At 64.0% G+C, this 17,142-nt stretch carries 16 protein-coding genes; 9 read left to right on the forward strand and 7 right to left on the reverse strand.

Annotation, left to right across the window (positions count from 1 at the left end):
* Positions 1–64 precede the first annotated feature (64 nt).
* Together AB3147_RS13265 and AB3147_RS13270 are read left to right on the forward strand one after the other, a co-directional pair.
* Positions 65–1,015, forward strand: a complete 951-nt coding sequence (locus AB3147_RS13265; RefSeq protein ID WP_175121648.1) for a LysR substrate-binding domain-containing protein — start codon at positions 65–67, stop codon at positions 1,013–1,015.
* A gap of 177 nt (positions 1,016–1,192) precedes the next feature.
* Positions 1,193–1,693, forward strand: a complete 501-nt coding sequence (locus AB3147_RS13270) for a Dps family protein (RefSeq protein ID WP_175121647.1) — start codon at positions 1,193–1,195, stop codon at positions 1,691–1,693.
* 103 nt (positions 1,694–1,796) lie between these two features.
* Here AB3147_RS13270 and AB3147_RS13275 read toward each other — a convergent pair whose 3' ends face one another.
* Entirely contained in the window at positions 1,797–2,390 is a 594-nt protein-coding gene (locus AB3147_RS13275) for an RBBP9/YdeN family alpha/beta hydrolase (RefSeq protein WP_367352116.1), read from the reverse strand.
* A gap of 267 nt (positions 2,391–2,657) precedes the next feature.
* Between AB3147_RS13275 and AB3147_RS13280 the strand changes: the two genes are divergently transcribed.
* On the forward strand, positions 2,658–3,785 hold the full coding sequence (locus tag AB3147_RS13280) for a branched-chain amino acid ABC transporter substrate-binding protein (RefSeq protein ID WP_175136576.1): 1,128 nt from the start codon (positions 2,658–2,660) through the stop codon (positions 3,783–3,785).
* Between the two features lie 181 nt (positions 3,786–3,966).
* On the opposite strand, the gene AB3147_RS13285 is transcribed toward AB3147_RS13280, so the two are convergent.
* The 4 genes from AB3147_RS13285 to ugpB all read right to left on the reverse strand — a co-directional run bounded on the left by AB3147_RS13285 (position 3,967) and on the right by ugpB (position 8,398).
* Positions 3,967–5,055, reverse strand: a complete 1,089-nt coding sequence (locus tag AB3147_RS13285) for a sn-glycerol-3-phosphate import ATP-binding protein UgpC (protein ID WP_175121632.1) — start codon at positions 5,053–5,055, stop codon at positions 3,967–3,969.
* 49 nt (positions 5,056–5,104) lie between these two features.
* Positions 5,105–5,956, reverse strand: coding sequence for a sn-glycerol-3-phosphate ABC transporter permease UgpE (gene ugpE, locus AB3147_RS13290; RefSeq protein ID WP_175121631.1), 852 nt, complete (start codon positions 5,954–5,956; stop codon positions 5,105–5,107).
* A 21-nt stretch (positions 5,957–5,977) separates the two neighbouring features.
* Entirely contained in the window at positions 5,978–6,859 is an 882-nt protein-coding gene (gene ugpA / locus AB3147_RS13295) for a sn-glycerol-3-phosphate ABC transporter permease UgpA (protein ID WP_175121630.1), read from the reverse strand.
* Between the two features lie 225 nt (positions 6,860–7,084).
* On the reverse strand, positions 7,085–8,398 hold the full coding sequence (ugpB, locus tag AB3147_RS13300; RefSeq protein ID WP_175121629.1) for a sn-glycerol-3-phosphate ABC transporter substrate-binding protein UgpB: 1,314 nt from the start codon (positions 8,396–8,398) through the stop codon (positions 7,085–7,087).
* Between the two features lie 520 nt (positions 8,399–8,918).
* Here ugpB and AB3147_RS13305 point away from each other — a divergent pair.
* From AB3147_RS13305 to AB3147_RS13330, 6 genes are all read left to right on the forward strand, one after another.
* Positions 8,919–9,473 (forward strand): queuosine precursor transporter, encoded by a 555-nt coding sequence (locus tag AB3147_RS13305; protein ID WP_175121628.1) that lies wholly within the window; start codon positions 8,919–8,921, stop codon positions 9,471–9,473.
* Positions 9,474–9,943: 470 nt separating this feature from the next.
* Entirely contained in the window at positions 9,944–11,059 is a 1,116-nt protein-coding gene (locus AB3147_RS13310) for a high-affinity branched-chain amino acid ABC transporter substrate-binding protein (RefSeq protein ID WP_105238831.1), read from the forward strand.
* A gap of 191 nt (positions 11,060–11,250) precedes the next feature.
* Positions 11,251–12,177 (forward strand): high-affinity branched-chain amino acid ABC transporter permease LivH, encoded by a 927-nt coding sequence (livH, locus tag AB3147_RS13315; RefSeq protein ID WP_175121627.1) that lies wholly within the window; start codon positions 11,251–11,253, stop codon positions 12,175–12,177.
* Positions 12,177–13,412, forward strand: coding sequence for a high-affinity branched-chain amino acid ABC transporter permease LivM (locus AB3147_RS13320; RefSeq protein ID WP_175121626.1), 1,236 nt, complete (start codon positions 12,177–12,179; stop codon positions 13,410–13,412). The genes livH and AB3147_RS13320 overlap by 1 nt, the downstream gene beginning before the upstream one ends.
* A complete protein-coding gene (gene livG / locus AB3147_RS13325) occupies positions 13,409–14,176 on the forward strand; it encodes a high-affinity branched-chain amino acid ABC transporter ATP-binding protein LivG (protein ID WP_175121625.1) in 768 nt (255 codons plus the stop codon). Before AB3147_RS13320 ends, livG begins: the two co-directional genes overlap by 4 nt.
* The gene (locus tag AB3147_RS13330) at positions 14,176–14,877 is read left to right on the forward strand and encodes an ABC transporter ATP-binding protein (RefSeq protein ID WP_175122001.1); all 702 of its coding nucleotides are present in this window, start codon (positions 14,176–14,178) and stop codon (positions 14,875–14,877) included. The genes livG and AB3147_RS13330 overlap by 1 nt, the downstream gene beginning before the upstream one ends.
* Before the next feature lie 49 nt (positions 14,878–14,926).
* On the opposite strand, the gene AB3147_RS13335 is transcribed toward AB3147_RS13330, so the two are convergent.
* Both AB3147_RS13335 and AB3147_RS13340 read right to left on the reverse strand, forming a co-directional pair.
* Positions 14,927–15,670, reverse strand: coding sequence for a cysteate racemase (locus AB3147_RS13335; protein WP_175121624.1), 744 nt, complete (start codon positions 15,668–15,670; stop codon positions 14,927–14,929).
* 16 nt (positions 15,671–15,686) lie between these two features.
* Positions 15,687–17,138: an N-acyl-D-amino-acid deacylase family protein gene (locus tag AB3147_RS13340; protein ID WP_367352117.1), complete on the reverse strand. Its 1,452-nt coding sequence runs from the start codon at positions 17,136–17,138 to the stop codon at positions 15,687–15,689.
* Positions 17,139–17,142: the final 4 nt, after the last annotated feature.

Genomic DNA, 17,142 nt, shown 5'->3' on the forward strand with positions numbered 1-17,142 from the left:
ACTCTCTTGAATCCTCAAGCGCCGGCCACCGGGCCGGCGCGTAACCCCGGGGGCGTAGTCCACCATGACTCTCACCGAACTCAAGTACATCGTCGCCGTCGCCCGCGAGCGGCACTTTGGCCGCGCGGCCGAGGCCTGTTTCGTCAGCCAGCCGACGCTGTCCGTGGCCATCCGCAAACTCGAGGACGAACTGGGCGTGACCCTGTTCGAACGCGGCGGCTCCGAAGTCGGCGTGACGCCCATCGGCCAGCGCATCGTCGCGCAGGCGCAGAAGGTGCTCGAGGAAAGCGCCAGCATCAAGGAGATCGCCCGGCAGGGCCACGATCCGCTGGCCGGCCCGCTACGCGTTGGCGTGATCCACACCATCGGACCCTACCTGCTGCCCAAGCTGGTGCCCGTGCAGATCGGCCGCACGCCGCAAATGCCGCTGCTGCTGCAGGAGAACTTCACCGTCCGTCTCGTTGAGCTGCTGCGGCAGGGCGAGATCGACTGCGCCATCATGGCCTTGCCGCTGCCCGAAGCCGGCCTGGTCATGCAGCCGCTCTACGACGAGCCCTTCGTGGTGGCCGTGCCCAACGACCATGAACTCGCGCAGCGCAAGTCCATCGACGCCCAGGACCTGAAACAGCAGACCATGCTGCTGCTGGGCAGTGGCCATTGCTTCCGCGATCAGGTGCTTGAAGTCTGTCCCGAACTGTCGCGCTTCTCGGCCGCTAGCGATGGCATCCAGCGCACCTTCGAAGGCTCCTCGCTCGAAACCATCCGCCACATGGTCGCGGCCGGCATCGGCGTCACCGTGCTTCCGGTCACCGCCGTCCCCGAAAACCCGCCCTCCAACAGCCTGTTGCGCTATCTGCCGTTCGAAGGCCATGTGCCCGAGCGCCGCGTCGTCCTTGCATGGCGCCGCAGCTTCCCGCGCCTGGCGGCAATCGAAGCGCTGGCGCAGGCAGTCTATGAGTGCGAGCTGCCGGGCGTGAAGATGCTGGCCGGCGAAGCGGCGGCCGTGCAAGATTGAACGCTAAACGACGGCCAATGGCCGGCGCGGTTTTGTGTGCGCGTCCTTGCGTAAGGCGCGTCCCTTGCACCGCGTCAATTGGTCGCAGCCCATCGTGAGAACGGCGCCTCCACAACGCCTGTTCTGTCGTGTTTGCAGTGGTATTCTTATTTCCGCCTTTTTCCATAGGAGCTAGCAATGGCCAAGTCCACCAAGAAGACCTCGAGCGTTCCGCGCATCAACATCGGTATTTCGGACAAGGACCGCGCCGCGGTTACCGGCGAACTGTCCAAGTTGCTGGCCGATTCATACACGCTGTACCTGATGACGCACAACTTCCACTGGAACGTCACGGGGCCCATGTTCAACACGCTGCATCAGATGTTCATGACGCAGTACACCGAAGAATGGAACGCGCTGGACAGCATCGCCGAGCGTATCCGCGCGCTGGGCCACTACGCGCCGGGCACGTATCGCGAATACGCCAAGCTGTCGTCGATCTCTGAACCGGAAACCGTGCCGGACGCGCTGGAAATGGTGCGCCTGCTGGTGGACGGCAACGAATCCGTCGCCAAGACCGCCCGCGCAGCCTTCGAAAAGGCCGACGCCGCCAACGACCAGCCCACGGCCGACCTGCTGACGCAGCGTCTGGACGTGCATGAAAAGAACGCGTGGATGCTGCGCAGCCTGCTGCAGTAATCGGTACGGCCGGCTCCCTTCAGGGAAGGCGGCCGATTCCTCATGCTCAAGTTGAAATGGCCGTCCGGATGGGCGGCCATTTTTTTAACGGCGGGAACGTCGCCTACAAGTCGTACACCGGAATCGGCGGAATGCGTTTGGCCGGCGGCGGAATTCGCCACGACGCTCTGCGGCGCAGCGCGCCCAGCAGTTTCAGCCCCTGCGGCCAGTCATCCAGACCGCTTTCCGCATTGATATGACCGGCGCCGGGCAGGACGACCACACGGCTTCCCCAGTCCGCCGCGAAGACGCGCGCGCGTTCCAGCGTGCAATAGGGATCGTTGTCGCTGGCAACCACCACGCTCTGGAAAGGCAGCGGCTGGCGCGAAATGGGCGCGAAGGCGCGCAGGCAATCGGGCATGTCGGCGCGTTCGACGTCGGCGGGTGCGACCAGCAGTGCGCCGGCGACCTTGGCGCGCAAGGGCACGGGCAGGGCCGCGCTGATCAGGCAGCCGAGGCTGTGCGCGACGAGCAGGACCGGGCTGCGGGCTTCGTCGACCTCGGCGGTCAGACGGGATATCCAATCGGCCGCGCGGGGATTTTCCCAGTCGTGCTGCTCGATGCGCCGGGCGTTGGGCAACAGGGCCTGCCACCGGGACTGCCAGTGGTCGGGGCCGGAGTTTTTCCAGCCCGGGACGATTATCGGTTGGAGTCTCATGCGGCACATGATGCCGCCGCCGTTTAGTAACTCAAACGAATTAATGGTCTTTTGCATATACGGCGTTCGGAATAAGGCCGGCGGTGCGAATCATGCCGCGGTGCAATAAAAAAACCCCGGAAAACCCTGCGCCAACCGGCCCAAAAGCCGCGAAATTTCAGTGTATGCTTGCCGGGCAAATGCACCGCCAACGGGCATGACATCTACGTTTCCGGCCGTCAGCCCGTTGATGGATCAACGATTAAAAGTCATTCGAGGAGTCCACTCATGAAGCCAGTTTTCCGTCTGACCCCGGTCATCGCAGCGCTGGGCGTCGCCGCTGGTTTGACGTTTGGCGCGGCCGCGCACGCGCAGACCATCAAGATCGGCGTCGTCGGCCCCACCACCGGCGCGGTCACGCAGTATGGCGATATGGTCCGTGAAGGGGTCGATACCGCGGTCGAGCGCATCAACGCCGCCGGCGGCATCAATGGCAAGAAGCTGGAAACCGTGGTCATCGACGACGGCTGCGAACCCAAGCAGGGTCCCAACGCCGCCAACCGCGTCGTGAACAGCAAGATCGGTTTCGTCGTGGGCCACGTGTGCTCGGGCGCCACCATTGCCGCCGCCGACATCTACAACAACGAAGGCGTGGTCATGGTGACCCCGTCGGCCACGTCGCCGGCATTGACCGACGGCAAGAACTACGAGTTCATCTTCCGCACCATTGGGCGTGACGACCAGCAAGGTCCCGCCGCCGCCAAGTTCATCCTCGACAAGATCAAGCCCAAGAAGGTCGCCGTGCTGCACGACAAGCAGTCGTACGGCCAGGGCATCGCCACCGCGGTCAAGAACGACCTGGAAAAGGGCGGCGTGGCCGTTGCCGTGTTCGAAGGCATCAACGCGGGTGACAGCGACTACTCGGCGGTCATCACCAAGCTCAAGAGCCAGGGCGTGGATTTCGTTTACTACGGCGGCTACCACCCCGAAATGGGCCTGCTGCTGCGCCAGGCGGCCGAACAGGGCGTGAAGGCCAAGTGGATGGGTCCGGAAGGCACGGGCAACCCGGACATCAACGCGATCGCGGGCGACGCCGTCGAAGGCATGCTGCTGACGCTGCCGGCCGACTTCACGCAGAACGCCGCCAACGCCGACATCGTCAAGGCGTTCGAAGCCAAGAAGCGCAACCCCAGCGGCGCGTTCCAGATGACCGCCTACGCGGCCACGCAAGTCATCGCGGACGGCATCAAGGGCGCGGGCTCGGACGATCCCACCAAGGTGGCCAAGTACCTGCACGCCAATTCCTTCGACACGCCGATCGGCAAGGTGTCGTGGAACAAGCAGGGTGACCTGACGAACTTCCAGTTCGACGTGTTCACCTGGCACAAGGATGGTTCCAAGACCGTTTACAAGTAAATCACCGGGCGGCGGGCCGATTCCGGCCCGCTTCACGCGAACGAACGGCGGCGCGTGTCGGATGCAGCGCATCCGGCCACACGCATCAGGCGCTGCAAAAGAGAACCGGGCCGCAAGCGATCAGCTTGCGGCCCGGTTTGTTTTTGCGGGGCGCGGGGCAGGGGGCTGACGCCCCGCCGACTTACAGGCCCTGGACGCGGCGGCCGGTGTCGGCCTCGAACCAGTGCAGGGGATGGCGGCCGTCCGGGCCCACGTTGACCTGCATGCCGACCTTGGCGGACGACTCGGAAAGCTGGCGCGTCGTGCAGCGCACGACCAGCGTGCTCTTGCCGCAGCGGGCGTGCACGAGTTGCTCGGAACCCAACGTCTCGACCATTTCGACTTCGGCGGGAATGCCCTGGGTGTTCAGCAGCATGTGCTCGGGGCGCATGCCCATGATGATCTTGCGGCCGCGGACCTGCGAGGGAACCTGCAGCGGCGAGATCTCGAGCTGGTTGCCGTCGGCGGTCTGCACCGTGCCGTCGCCAGCGACCTGGACTTCCATCAGGTTCATCGGGGGCGAGCCGATGAAGCCGGCGACGAATGTCGAGGCGGGCTTTTCAAACACTTCCATCGGGGTGCCGATCTGCTCGGGAACGCCCTGATACATGACGATCATGCGGTGCGCCAGCGTCATGGCCTCGACCTGATCGTGCGTCACGTACAGGCTGGTCGTGCCCAGGCGGCGATGCAGCTTCATGATTTCCAGACGCATCGCCACGCGCAGCTTGGCGTCCAGGTTGGACAGCGGCTCGTCGAACAGAAACACCTTGGGTTCACGCACGATGGCGCGGCCCATCGCGACGCGCTGGCGCTGGCCGCCCGAAAGCGCGCGCGGACGGCGGTCCAGCAGGTGACCCAGTTCCAGGATCTGCGCGGCGATGTCGACGCGCTTCTTGATCTCGTCCTTGGAGAATTTGCGGATCTTCAAGCCATAGGCCATGTTCTCGAACACGGTCATGTGCGGGTAGAGCGCGTAGTTCTGGAACACCATGGCGATGTCGCGCTCGGCGGGTTCCAGGTTGTTGACGACCTTGTCGTCGATGACGATGTCGCCGCTGGTCACGGTTTCCAGGCCGGCGACCATGCGCATCAGCGTGGATTTGCCGCAGCCCGACGGGCCGACGATGACGATGAATTCACCGTCCTTGACGTCCATGTCGATGCCATGGATGACCGGCACGTTGCCGGCATAGGTTTTCTTGACGTTGCGGAAGCTGAGAGTAGCCATGAGATATTCGTGTTCGAAGTCGTTTTCGGTAGGCGAGGGATGGGAGCGATCACTTCTCAGTGTCGACCAGACCCTTGACGAACCATTTCTGCATCAGGATGACGACCAGCGCCGGCGGGATCATCGCGAGCATGGCCGTGGCCATGGTGATGTTCCATTCGGTCACGCTGTCGCCGCCGCTGATCATCCGCTTGATGCCGATGACGACGGGGTACATGTCTTCCTGCGTGGTGACCAGCAGGGGCCACAGATATTGGTTCCAGCCGTAGATGAACTGAATCACGAACAGCGCGGCGATGCTGGTTTTGGACAAGGGCAGCAGCACGTCAAAGAAGAAGCGCACGGGACCGGCGCCGTCGATACGCGCAGCCTCGATCAGCTCGTCCGGCACCGTCAGGAAGAACTGGCGGAACAGGAACGTGGCCGTGGCGGACGCGATCAGCGGCAGGGTGAGGCCCGCGTAGCTGTTGAGCAGGCCCAGATCGGCCACGACCTTGTAGGTGGGCGCGATGCGGACTTCGACCGGCAGCATGAGCGTGACGAAGATCATCCAGAAAAAGAACATGCGGCCCGGAAAGCGGAAGTACACGACCGCAAAAGCCGACAGCAGCGAGATCGCGATCTTGCCGATCGAGATCGCCAGCGCCATGATCAGGCTCACGTACATCATGCGGCCGACGGGCGCGCCCGACGAGCCGCCTGACGAACCGCCAAAAAGCGCCTGCATGTAGTTGTCCACGAAATGCGGACCGGGAATCAGGGACATCGGCGCCTGAGCAACTTCCTGCGCGGTCTGGGTGGACGCGACGAAAGTGACGTAGAGCGGAAATGCCACCATCGCCACGCCGCAAAGCAGAATGACGTGGGCCAGAATATCCAGCCAGGGACGGCGTTCAACCATTGTTATCAGCCTCGGACAAAATCAATACTGCACTTTGCGGTCGACGTACCGGAACTGTACGACCGTCAAGGCAACCACAATGAACATCAGGACGACGGACTGGGCGGCGGACGAACCGAGGTCCAGACCGCGGAAGCCGTCGCTGTACACCTTGTAGACCAGGATCGAGGTCGCCGTGCCCGGGCCGCCTTGCGTCGTCGTGTCGATCACGGCAAACGTGTCGAAGAAGGCGTAGATGATGTTGACCACCAGCAGGAAGAACGTGGTGGGCGACAGCAGCGGGAAGACGATGGTCCAGAAGCGGCGCGCGGGGCTGGCGCCGTCGATCGCGGCGGCTTCGATGAGCGAGCGCGGGATCGATTGCAGGCCGGCCAGGAAGAACAGGAAGTTGTACGACACCTGCTTCCAGACGGCCGCGATGATCACCAGGGTCATCGCCTGGTTGCCGTCCAGGCGGGGATTCCAGTCCACGCCCGATTTGCGCAGGGCTACGGCCAGGATGCCGACCGACGGCGAGAACAGGAACAGCCACAGCACGCCGACGACGGCGGGCGCCACGGCATACGGCCAGATGAGCAGGGTCTTGTAGAGCCCGGCGCCGCGGATCACGCGGTCGGCCATCACGGCCAGCACCAGCGACACGCCAAGGCCAACGCCGGCCACCAGCACCGAGAAAACGGCGGTGACGCGGAAGGAATCCAGGTAGCTCTGTTGCGAGAACAGTTCCATGAAGTTGTCCAGGCCGACGAACTGCGAGGACAGGCCGAAGGGATCTTCAAGGCGCATGGACTGCCACATGGCTTGTCCGGCGGGCAGGAAGAAGAACACCACGGTAATGATCAGCTGCGGCAGGAGCAGCAGATAGGGCAAGGTCTTGTGCCCGAATACAACGCGTTTTTCCATAGGGGGAACCCAAGGTACAGAAAAGCGGCGGTTGAAATAACCGCCGCCTGAAACCGCCAGCGCGCGTGTCGCGCGTGGCGCCCGGAGCCCGAAAGCACCGGCACTCATAAAAAGCACGATAGGCTTAAAGCCCCTGAAAAACCAGGGCTTTAAGCCTCGTATGTCCTTGTCGCAACATGGAAAATGCCGATTGACAAGGCGGCGGTCAAGTCGCGCGAAAGGGCGTTACTTTACACTCTTCTCGAACTTTTCCAGCAGCTCGTTGCCGCGCTTGACGATGTTCTCGGCGCCGTCCTTGGGAGCAACCTTGCCCGAGACGATGCGTTCGATTTCAGCATCCTCGATTTCGCGGATCTGGGGCAGGAAGCCAAGACGCAGGCCGCGCGATTGGGCGGTGGTTTCGACGTTCAATTGCTTGACGCCGACTTCGGTGCCCGGGTTCTTGTCGTAGAAGCCTTCCTTCTTGGTCAGCTCGTAGGCGGCCTTGGTGACGGGCACGTAGCCGGTCTGCTGGTGCCAGCGGGCGGCGATTTCGGGGCTGGCCAGGAACTTGAAGAACGCGGTCACGCCCTTGTAGGTTTCGGGCTTCTTGTTGGCAAAGACCCACAGCGAGGCGCCGCCGATGATGGTGTTCTGCGGCGCGCCTTGCACGTCGGCGTAGTAGGGCAGCGTCGAGGTGCCGAATTCGAACTTGGCGTTCTTGGCGATGTTGGCGCGCAGGCCGGACGAACCGGTGATCATGGCGCACTTGCCGCTGATGAACAGCGAGTTCGGCTCGTCGCCGCGGCCGCCGTACATGAAGATGCCTTCCTTGCCGAGCTTGGCCAGGTTTTCCAGGTGACGCACGTGCAGCGGGGTGTTGATGGCGATGCGCGCATCCAGGCCGCCGAAACCGTTGTCCTTGGTGGCGTACGGCACGTTGTGCCAGGCCGAGAAGGTCTCGAGCTGGGTCCACGACGGCCACGACGTGGTGTAGCCGCATTCCTGGCCAGCGGCCTTCAGCTTCTGGCCGGCGGCGGCCAGTTCTTCCCAGGTCTTGGGGGGATTGTCGGCGTCCAGGCCAGCCTTCTTGAAGGCGTCCTTGTTGTAGTAGAAGACGACGGTCGAGCTGTTGAACGGCATCGACACCAGTTTGCCGTCGGCCGACGAGTAGTAGCCGGCCACGGCGCCGATGAATTCCTTGGGATCGATCGGGTTGCCGGCTTCTTCGGACATCTGTTGCACCGGCTTGATGGCGCCCTTGGCGTACATCATGGTGGCGGTGCCGACTTCGAAGACCTGCAGGATGTCCGGCGCGTTGCCGGCGCGGAACGCGGCGATGCCGGCGTTCATGGATTCACCGTAGTTGCCCTTGTAGATGGCCTTGACCTGGTAGTCGGGGTTCTGCTTGTTGAATTCCTCGACCAGGCCGTTGACGCGGTCGCCCAGGGCGCCTTCCATCGAATGCCAGAACTGGATCTCGGTGGCTGCTTGCGCGGAAGCGCCGGCGAAAGCCGTCATGATGGCGGCAAAGGTCAGTGCAATACGATGGGATCGCATAAAGGGTTCTCCAGTTGGGCGTGTTGCGAACGGGTTGTCCGGCCGCATGAAACACGACACCTTATGAATTGTTTGTGACAAAACCGTGACTTTCACATCACTCCCTGCGCCTGTCAAATTGCGCGTTTCAGGCGCGAACGAACATTTCGCCGCACTATCCGCAGGGAGCCGACCGTTTACAATCGCCGCCTATGGAAAACGAACTTTCGATTGCGTTCACCGGCGCGGGCAGACGGCCGCCTGCGACGGCCTCGCGCGCGGCTGCCAAAGTATGCGCCGTGCGGGACGTTCATGTCATTGACATAAACGAGCAAGCGCGCGGTGCCGGGCAAGGCCGTGACACGGCCGGTGTGCGGGTTTGTGGCGCCCCGCGCGCGTATGCTGGCGGGCTGTTCGCCGGCGCGACACGGAACATGCAAGGTGTTGTGGGTTGGAGACGTCATTCGTCGCGCATTGACGGGCCGATGACGCGCATGGCGAGCGCCGGACGGGCGCGCGGCGCGGCCGAGGCGGGCCGCAAATGAAACCGTCCGCCGTGCGCTTTCCCGCCATGACGCGCCTGCAGTTCGGCATTTCGGTGCTATGCATGCTGGCCGTCGTGGTGGGTTCCAATATCCTGGTCCAGGTGCCGCTCAATGACTGGCTGACATGGGGCGGGCTGTCGTATCCGGTGGCTTTCCTGGTCACCGATGTTCTCAATCGGCGATTCGGCCCGGCCGCCGCCCGGCGCGTGGTGTGGTTTGGCTTTGCCGCCGCACTGGCGGTGTCGGTCTGGGTGGCGTCGCCGCGAATCGCGTTGGCGTCGGGGCTGGCTTATATATGTGCGCAGCTCGTCGACATCCAGGTGTTCGATCGCCTGCGCGACCAGCGCTGGTGGCGCGCGCCGCTGGCGTCGGGCGTGCTGGGCGCCATATTGGATACGGCGGTGTTCTTCAGCGTGGCATTCGCCGCTACCGGGGCGCCGTGGGTCACATGGATGCTGGGCGATCTGGCGATCAAGCTGGTCGTCAATATCAGCATGCTGGCGCCATTCCGTGCCTTGATGTGGAATCTGGCAAAGCCTGCAAACGCCTAGCCGAACTTCAACCCGCCTTCGCGGCGTAATGAATGCGCGCGTCCGATGCTGATCTCAGCAGGGCGCGCGTTTTTCATTAATGCGCCGGACATTATTTCTGAGGCCTTTCCGCGGCATGTAGTAAGTCCCGCGTAAGCACTGTATTTAAATGCGAGTTTAAACACCGTATTAATCCACTCGGTATTAATCGCCCAACCATAAATCCCGGAAAAGCGCCAGCAGACAACGCAGCTGGAATTGCGATTTCTCCAACGAATTCACGGCACTACGCGGCCTATCCGTCACGAATAAAAGCCCCGCGTGAAATATTGGGGATTACACGCAGTGACAGTATGACGGCTTGCTTTCAGAATACCGCCCACACCGTGTTTTTGCCCAAGAAGCCGGCGACGGGCAATGCGGACGTAGGGGTACTCTCCCGATAAACCGTGTTGGACAGAGCCGCTCAAAACCTCGCTGGAGAACTCCGCATGAAGTTTCTGAATCGCCTTACCCCGGTAGCCATGGCGCTTGGGGCACTTGCCTTGGCTGGCGCCGCGCACGCCGCCGACACGATCAAGATCGGCATTCCCCAGCCCATGACCGGTCCCAACACCCAATACGGCGACCAGATCCAGGCCGGCGCGCTGACCGCCATCGAGACCATCAACGCCAAGGGCGGCGTCAAGGGCAAGAAGCTCGAGCCGATCCTGATCGACGACGGCTGCGAACCCAAGCAGGCCGTGCCCGCCGCCAACCGCGTGGTCAACTCCGGCGCCAAGTTCGCCGTGGCCCATGCGTGCTCGGGCGTCACGGTCGCCGCCGTGAAGGTCTACGAGGAAGAGGGCATCGTCGGCATCACCCCGGGCGCCACGTCGCCGCTGGTCACCGACACGATCAAGCCGCACTTCTTCTTCCGCACGATCGGCCGCGACGACCAGCAGGGTCCGTACGCCGCCGGCTACATCGCCAAGACCTTGAAGCCGCAGAAGGTTGCCGTGCTGCACGACAAGCAGACCTACGGCTCGGGCGTGGCCACGCAGGTCAAGGACGCGCTGGCCAAGGAAAAGGTCAACGTCGCGCTGTTTGAAGGCATCAACGTCGGCGACAGCGATTACTCGGCCATCATCACCAAGCTGAAGTCTTCGGGCGTGGACCTGGTCTACTTCGGCGGCTACCACCCCGAGCTGGGCCTGCTGCTGCGCCAAGCGCGTGAACAGGGCCTGAAGGTCCAGTTCATGGGTCCGGAAGGCACGGCCAACCAGGATCTGGTGGCCATTGCCGGTCCGGCCATCGACGGCCTGCTGGTCACGCTGCCGGCCGACTTCACCAAGCTGCCGGGCAACGAAAGCATCGTCAAGGCCTTCAAGGACGCCAAGCGCGATCCGGACGGCGCCTTCCAGATGCCGGCCTACGCCGCGGTCCAGATCCTGGCGGACAGCATCAACGCTGTCGGCGAAGATCCGGCCAAGGTTGCCGACTACATGCACAAGACCACGTTCAATACGGGCATCGGCAAGGTCGAATACGATGCCAAGGGCGATCTGAAGGACTTTGAGTTCGCCGTCTATAAGTGGGACAAGGACGGAAAGAAGACCCAGCTGTAAACTCGCGATCCCGCCGGCGTGTTGCCGGCGTGTAGGGCCTGCTGTCTCCGTCTTGCCGAAATCCGCGTAGCGATGCGCCAAAAGCGCTGTGCGGCCGGCAAGGCGGCGCCGGCAGGCCCTTATAAAATACGCCCAGGTTTCCGGCTCCGGGTCTCACTACCGGAGCCGGAACTATTTGGAGCAATGGAATCATGTCCGACCTCATACCCCAACTTACCCAGCAATTCTTCAACGGATTGTCCCTGGGAGCGATCTATGCGCTGATTGCCATCGGCTACACAATGGTCTACGGCATCATCGGGATGATCAATTTCGCCCACGGCGAAATCTATATGATCGGCGCCTATGTGGGCCTGGTCACCTTGACGGCGATCGGCACCAACAGCGGATTGCCGACCCCGTTCATCATCGCGGCCATGCTGCTCGTGGCCATCACGGTTACCGGCATCTACGGCTTCTCGGTCGAACGCGTGGCGTATCGGCCGGTGCGCGGCAGCCCCCGTCTGGTGGCGCTGATCTCCGCCATCGGTATGTCGATCTTCCTGCAGAACTGGGTGGCCCTCGGCCAAGGCGCGCGCGACATGGCCGTGCCCTCGCTGGTGTCCGGCGCCATGCAGTTCCACATGGGCTCGGACTTCGATGTGACGGTGCCGTACTCGCGCCTGATGATCATCGTGGTGACGGTGGTGCTGATGATCGCGCTGACGCTGTTCATCAAGTATTCCCGCATGGGCCGCGCATCGCGCGCCTGCTCGCAGGACATGCACATGGCCAACCTGCTGGGCATCGACACCAACCGCGTGATCTCGTTCACGTTCGTGATGGGTGCGATCCTGGCGGCGGTCGGCGGCGTGCTGATCGCCATCACCATCGGCAAACTCAATCCCTTCATCGGCTTCCTGGCCGGCATCAAGGCCTTCACGGCGGCGGTGCTCGGCGGCATCGGCAGCATCCCCGGCGCCATGCTGGGCGGCGTGCTGCTGGGCCTGGCGGAAACCTTTGCGGCGGCCTACATATCGTCGCAGTACAAGGACATCGTGGCGTTCTCGCTGCTGGTCCTGATTCTGCTGTTCCGTCCCACCGGGCTGCTGGGCAAACCTGAGGTGGAAAAAGTCTGATGTCGACCAACAATCTCAAAAACGCCACGATGGCGGCCGTGCTGACGGCGGTCATCGTCACCCCGGTCTTCGGTCTGCAGCTCATCCGCCAGGGTGCGCGCACGTCGATGGAGTCGAACTGGTCGCTGGTGGCGCTGGCCGCGGCGGTGGTGTTCGTGTTCCAGCTGCTGCGTCCGTGGCTGGCCATTCCGTTCAAGAAGCTCAAGACCGGCCTGCCCACGCTGTCGTCGGCGCCGGCCCGCAACCACAAGCCGCTGATGGTGCTGTTGCTTGCCATTGCGGTGATCTGGCCGTTCTTCGCGGGCCGCAGTTCGGTGGACATCGCCACGCTGGTGCTGATCTACGTGATGCTGGGCCTGGGCCTGAACATCGTGGTGGGCTTTGCCGGGCTGCTGGATCTGGGCTTCGTGGGCTTTTACGCCGTCGGCGCCTATACCTACGCGTTGCTCTATCACTGGGGCGGCTGGAGCTTCTGGGAAGCGCTGCCGTTTGCCGGCGCGATGTCGGCGCTGTTCGGATTCGTGCTGGGCTTTCCGGTGCTGCGGCTGCGCGGCGATTACCTGGCCATCGTGACGCTGGGCTTCGGTGAAATCATCCGCCTGCTGCTGATCAACCTGAACCAGGTCACCGGCGGTCCGGACGGCATTTCCGGAATTCCGAAGCCTACGTTCTTCGGCCTGGAAATGACGCGCCGCCCCAGCACCGAGGGCGGCACCACGTTCCATGAGTTCTTCGGGCTGACGTTCCAGAACCAGGACATGGTGATCTACCTGTACATGATGGCGCTGCTGCTTGCGCTGGTGACGCTGTTCGTGTCCACGCGCCTGATCCGCATGCCGGTCGGCCGCGCCTGGGAGGCGCTGCGCGAAGACGAGATCGCCTGCCGTTCGCTGGGCCTGAATCCCACCCGCATCAAGCTGTCCGCGTTCACGCTGGGCGCCATGTTCGCCGGCTTTGGCGGCGCGTTCTTCGCAGCGCGCCAGGGCATGGTGAATCCGGAGTCCTTCACGTTCATCGAGTCCGCGCTGATCCTGGCCATCGTGGTGCTGGGCGGCATGGGTTCGCAAGTCGGTGTGATCCTCGCTGCCATTCTGCTGACCGTGCTGCCCGAACTGGCGCGCGAGTTCGCCGAGTACCGGATGCTGATGTTCGGTCTGGTGATGGTATTGATGATGATGTGGCGTCCGCAGGGGTTGTTGCCCATGAAGCGTCCCCACGTGGAGCTGGCTAAATGAGCGAGGCATTGCTGAAAGTTTCCGGCCTCACCATGCGGTTCGGCGGCCTCCTGGCCGTCGACAGCGTGGGTTTCGAGGTCATGTCCGACGAGGTCTTTGCCATCATCGGCCCGAACGGGGCGGGCAAGACCACCGTGTTCAACTGCGTGGGCGGTTTCTACGCGCCGACCGCCGGTGAAATCATCATGGACGGCAAGCCCATCACGGGTCTTGCCAGCCACAAGGTGGCGCGCCATGGGCTGGTGCGCACGTTCCAGAACGTGCGCCTGTTCAAGCAGCTGACGGTGCTGGAAAACCTGCTGGTCGCGCAGCATACGCAGGTGGAATCGCGCCTGCTGCCCGGCCTGCTCAAGACCCGCGGCTACCGCCAGTCCGAATCCGAGGCGCTGTCGCGCGCGGCGCAATGGTTGGATTTCATGGGCCTGCGCGAGTTCGCCAACCGCGAAGCCGGCAATCTGGCTTACGGCCACCAGCGGCGCCTGGAGATCGCGCGCTGCATGATCACCAAGCCGCGTCTGCTGATGCTGGACGAGCCCGCGGCCGGCCTGAATCCTCAGGAAAAGCGCGATCTGCAATCGCTCATCGACCAGCTTCGCCGCGAATTCGGCGTGGCCGTGCTGCTGATCGAGCACGACATGAGCCTGATCATGGGCATTTCGGACCGCATTCTGGTCATGGAACACGGCAAGCCCATCACGACCGGCACCCCCGAGCAGGTGCGCAACGACGAGCGCGTCATCAAGGCGTACCTGGGGGAGGAATGATGCTGAAGCTGGAAAACATACACACGTACTATGGCGCCATCCAGGCGTTGAACGGCGTGTCGGTGGACGTCAACCAGGGCGAGATCGTCACGCTGATCGGCGCCAACGGCGCGGGCAAGACGACGCTGCTGATGACCGTTTGCGGCAACCCCCGGGCGCGCGAAGGCAAGATCACGTTCGAAGGCGAGGACATCACGAACAAGGACACGCACCACATCATGCGCAGTGGCATCGCCATTTCGCCTGAAGGGCGGCGCGTGTTCAAGGACCTGACGGTCGCCGAGAACCTGATGATGGGCGGCTTCTTTTCCAAGCGCGACGAGATCGAGGCGGGGATTGACCACGTCTACGGTCTGTTCCCGCGCTTGAAGGAACGCGCCAGCCAGCGTGCGGGCCTGATGTCGGGCGGCGAACAGCAGATGCTGGCCATCGGCCGCGCGCTGATGACCCGGCCGCGCCTCTTGCTGCTGGACGAACCGACGCTGGGCCTGGCCCCGCTGGTGATCGCCCAGATCTTCGACATCATCCGCGAGATCCGGGAGCAGGGCGTGACCGTGTTCCTGGTCGAGCAGAATGCCAACAAGGCGCTGGGCGTGGCGGACCGCGGTTACGTGCTGGAAAACGGCCGCGTGGTCCTGCAGGACACCGGTGCCAACCTGCTGGTCAACGACAAGGTCCGCAAGGCGTACCTGGGCGGTTGACCTCTTCCCCGCGAAGGAAGTGGGCGCATCGAAAGATGCGCCCTTTTTTTTACGCGGCGATGCGTTCGGCCGGCTGGTCGGCCTGGTAGTGCGCGATGGCGGCGCGGGCGAGGGCGTCGATGGAGTCCGTGAGGGTCACGCCGAGGCTGGGGCGCAGGGCGTGCGGCACGGCCAGAGGCAGTTCCGTGCAGCCCAGCACCACGGCGTCGGCGCCGCGGGCCTTCAGGCGGGCGATGCATTCGGCGGCGGGCGCGAAGGCGTCTTCGAGCTGGTTGCCCTTGACCGCGCGGATCGAGCCCATGCAGAAGCGTTCGACTTCGTCGTCGTCAGGCACGATGCACTCGTAGCCCTGGGCTTCGAGGTGACGCTGGTAGAGGCCGAGCTTGAGCGTGGCGGCGGTACCCATCAGGCCGATGCGGCCGCTGGGCAGGCCAAGGCGGCGCAGATCTTCGATGACCGCTTCGATGATGTGCAGCACCGGCAGACGCGTGGAGGCGGCGATGTCGTCGAACCACAGGTGGGCGGTGTTGCACGGGATGGCGATAAGCTGGGCGCCGGCCTGTTCCAGGAAGCGCACGCCATCGACCATGTGGGGCAGGGGATTCTCGCCGCCGGCCATGTAGGCGCTGGAACGGTCGGGAATACGGGGATCGTTGCGCAGCAGGGTGGGGATGTGTTGCTGGTCAACCGTGGCGGGCGTCAGCGCCGCCAGGCGGAGGGCAAAGGCCGCGCCGGCCATGGGGCCCATTCCGCCCAATACACCCAGGTAGCAGCCCTGGGAAAACGTCTTCACTTTAAGTACTCCGTGCTCATGCATCACCGGGTGTCAGGACCTGGCCCGGGCGTTCGGTGCCCGTCCGTTCCCCGTCCCAGACCTGCCTGCCGTTGACCCACACGGCGTGGATGCCCCGGCTTGCCTGAATGGGCGCTGAAAAAGTGGCCACGTCGGTGACGGTGGCGGGATCGAACAGCACCAGGTCAGCATGATACCCCTCCCGGAGCAGGCCGCGCCCGGCGACGCCGTACTGGGCCGCGGCCAAACCGGTCATCTTGTGGATGGCGGCTTCGAGCGACAGCAGGTTCTGTTCACGCACCATGGTGCGCAACACGTTGGTGAACGTGCCCCATTGGCGGGGGTGCGGATGCGGGTCGAAGGGCAGGCCGTCCGAGCCGACCATGGTCAGCGGATGGGCAAAGATGCGTTTGACGTCCGCCGGGTCCATCAGGAAATAGATGGCGCCGGCCGGGGCCAGCCGGGCGACCGCGGCTTCGTCGTCCAGGCCAAGTTCGGCCATGACGTCACTGAAGTCACGGCCCGTGGCCTCGGGGTACCCCGTGGACCACGTGATCATCGTGCGGCTGGCCAGCCGCGCGCGGTCCAGCCGCAGCATGGTCGAGGTGGCCGGATAGGGATGGCAGTCCAGGCAGACCGGCTGCGCGGCCGCGGCGCGGCTGATGAGGTCCAGCGTTTCGCGGGTGCGGCCGTGATTGCGTTCGCCCGCCAGCTTGTGATGCGAGAACACCACGCGGGAATCGGTTTCGCGGCCGATGAGCAGGGCCTCTTCCATGGCGGGCACGATGTGGTCGGCCTCGTCGCGCAGGTGCGTGGCGTAGATGCCGGCGCGGCCGCGCAGCGGCTGGCACACGTCGATGATCTCGTCCGTGGGCGCGGCGCTGGCCGGCGGATAGAAGGTGCCGGTCGACACGCCGAACGCGCCGGCGTCCAGCGCTTCCTGCATCAGGTCGCGCATGGCGGCCCGTTCCACGTCGTTGGCCGCGCGCGAGGTGTCGTCCATGACGGCGACGCGCAGGGTGGTGTGGCCCACCAGCGGAATCACGTTGACCGCGGCCGGCATGTCGCGCAGAGCGTCCATCCAGGCGCGGAAGGTGCCAAAGCGGAACAGCGCCGGCGGACCCAGCAGGTCGAGCGGCTGCGGGATCTGCGTGCGCGCCAGGGGCGCCAGGCTGATCCCGCAGTTGCCGGTGACGACCGTGGTGATGCCTTGCGACACCTTGGGCAGCATGTCGGGATGCGCCAGCAGGTAGCCGTCGTCGTGGGTGTGCGAGTCGATGAAGCCCGGCGCCAGGACCTGGCCCCGGCCGTCGATGACCGGCACGCCGGCGGGATGGGCAAAGCTGCCCACCGCCACGATGCGTCCGCCGCGCACGGCCAGGTCGCCCTGGGTGGCGGGCCCGCCCGAGCCGTCGATGAGCGTGGCGCCCGCGACGATGAAGTCAGCCTGCAAGGTGTCTGCCGTCATGAAG

This window comes from Achromobacter animicus, assembly GCF_040775605.1.
Taxonomy (GTDB): domain Bacteria; phylum Pseudomonadota; class Gammaproteobacteria; order Burkholderiales; family Burkholderiaceae_B; genus Achromobacter; species Achromobacter animicus.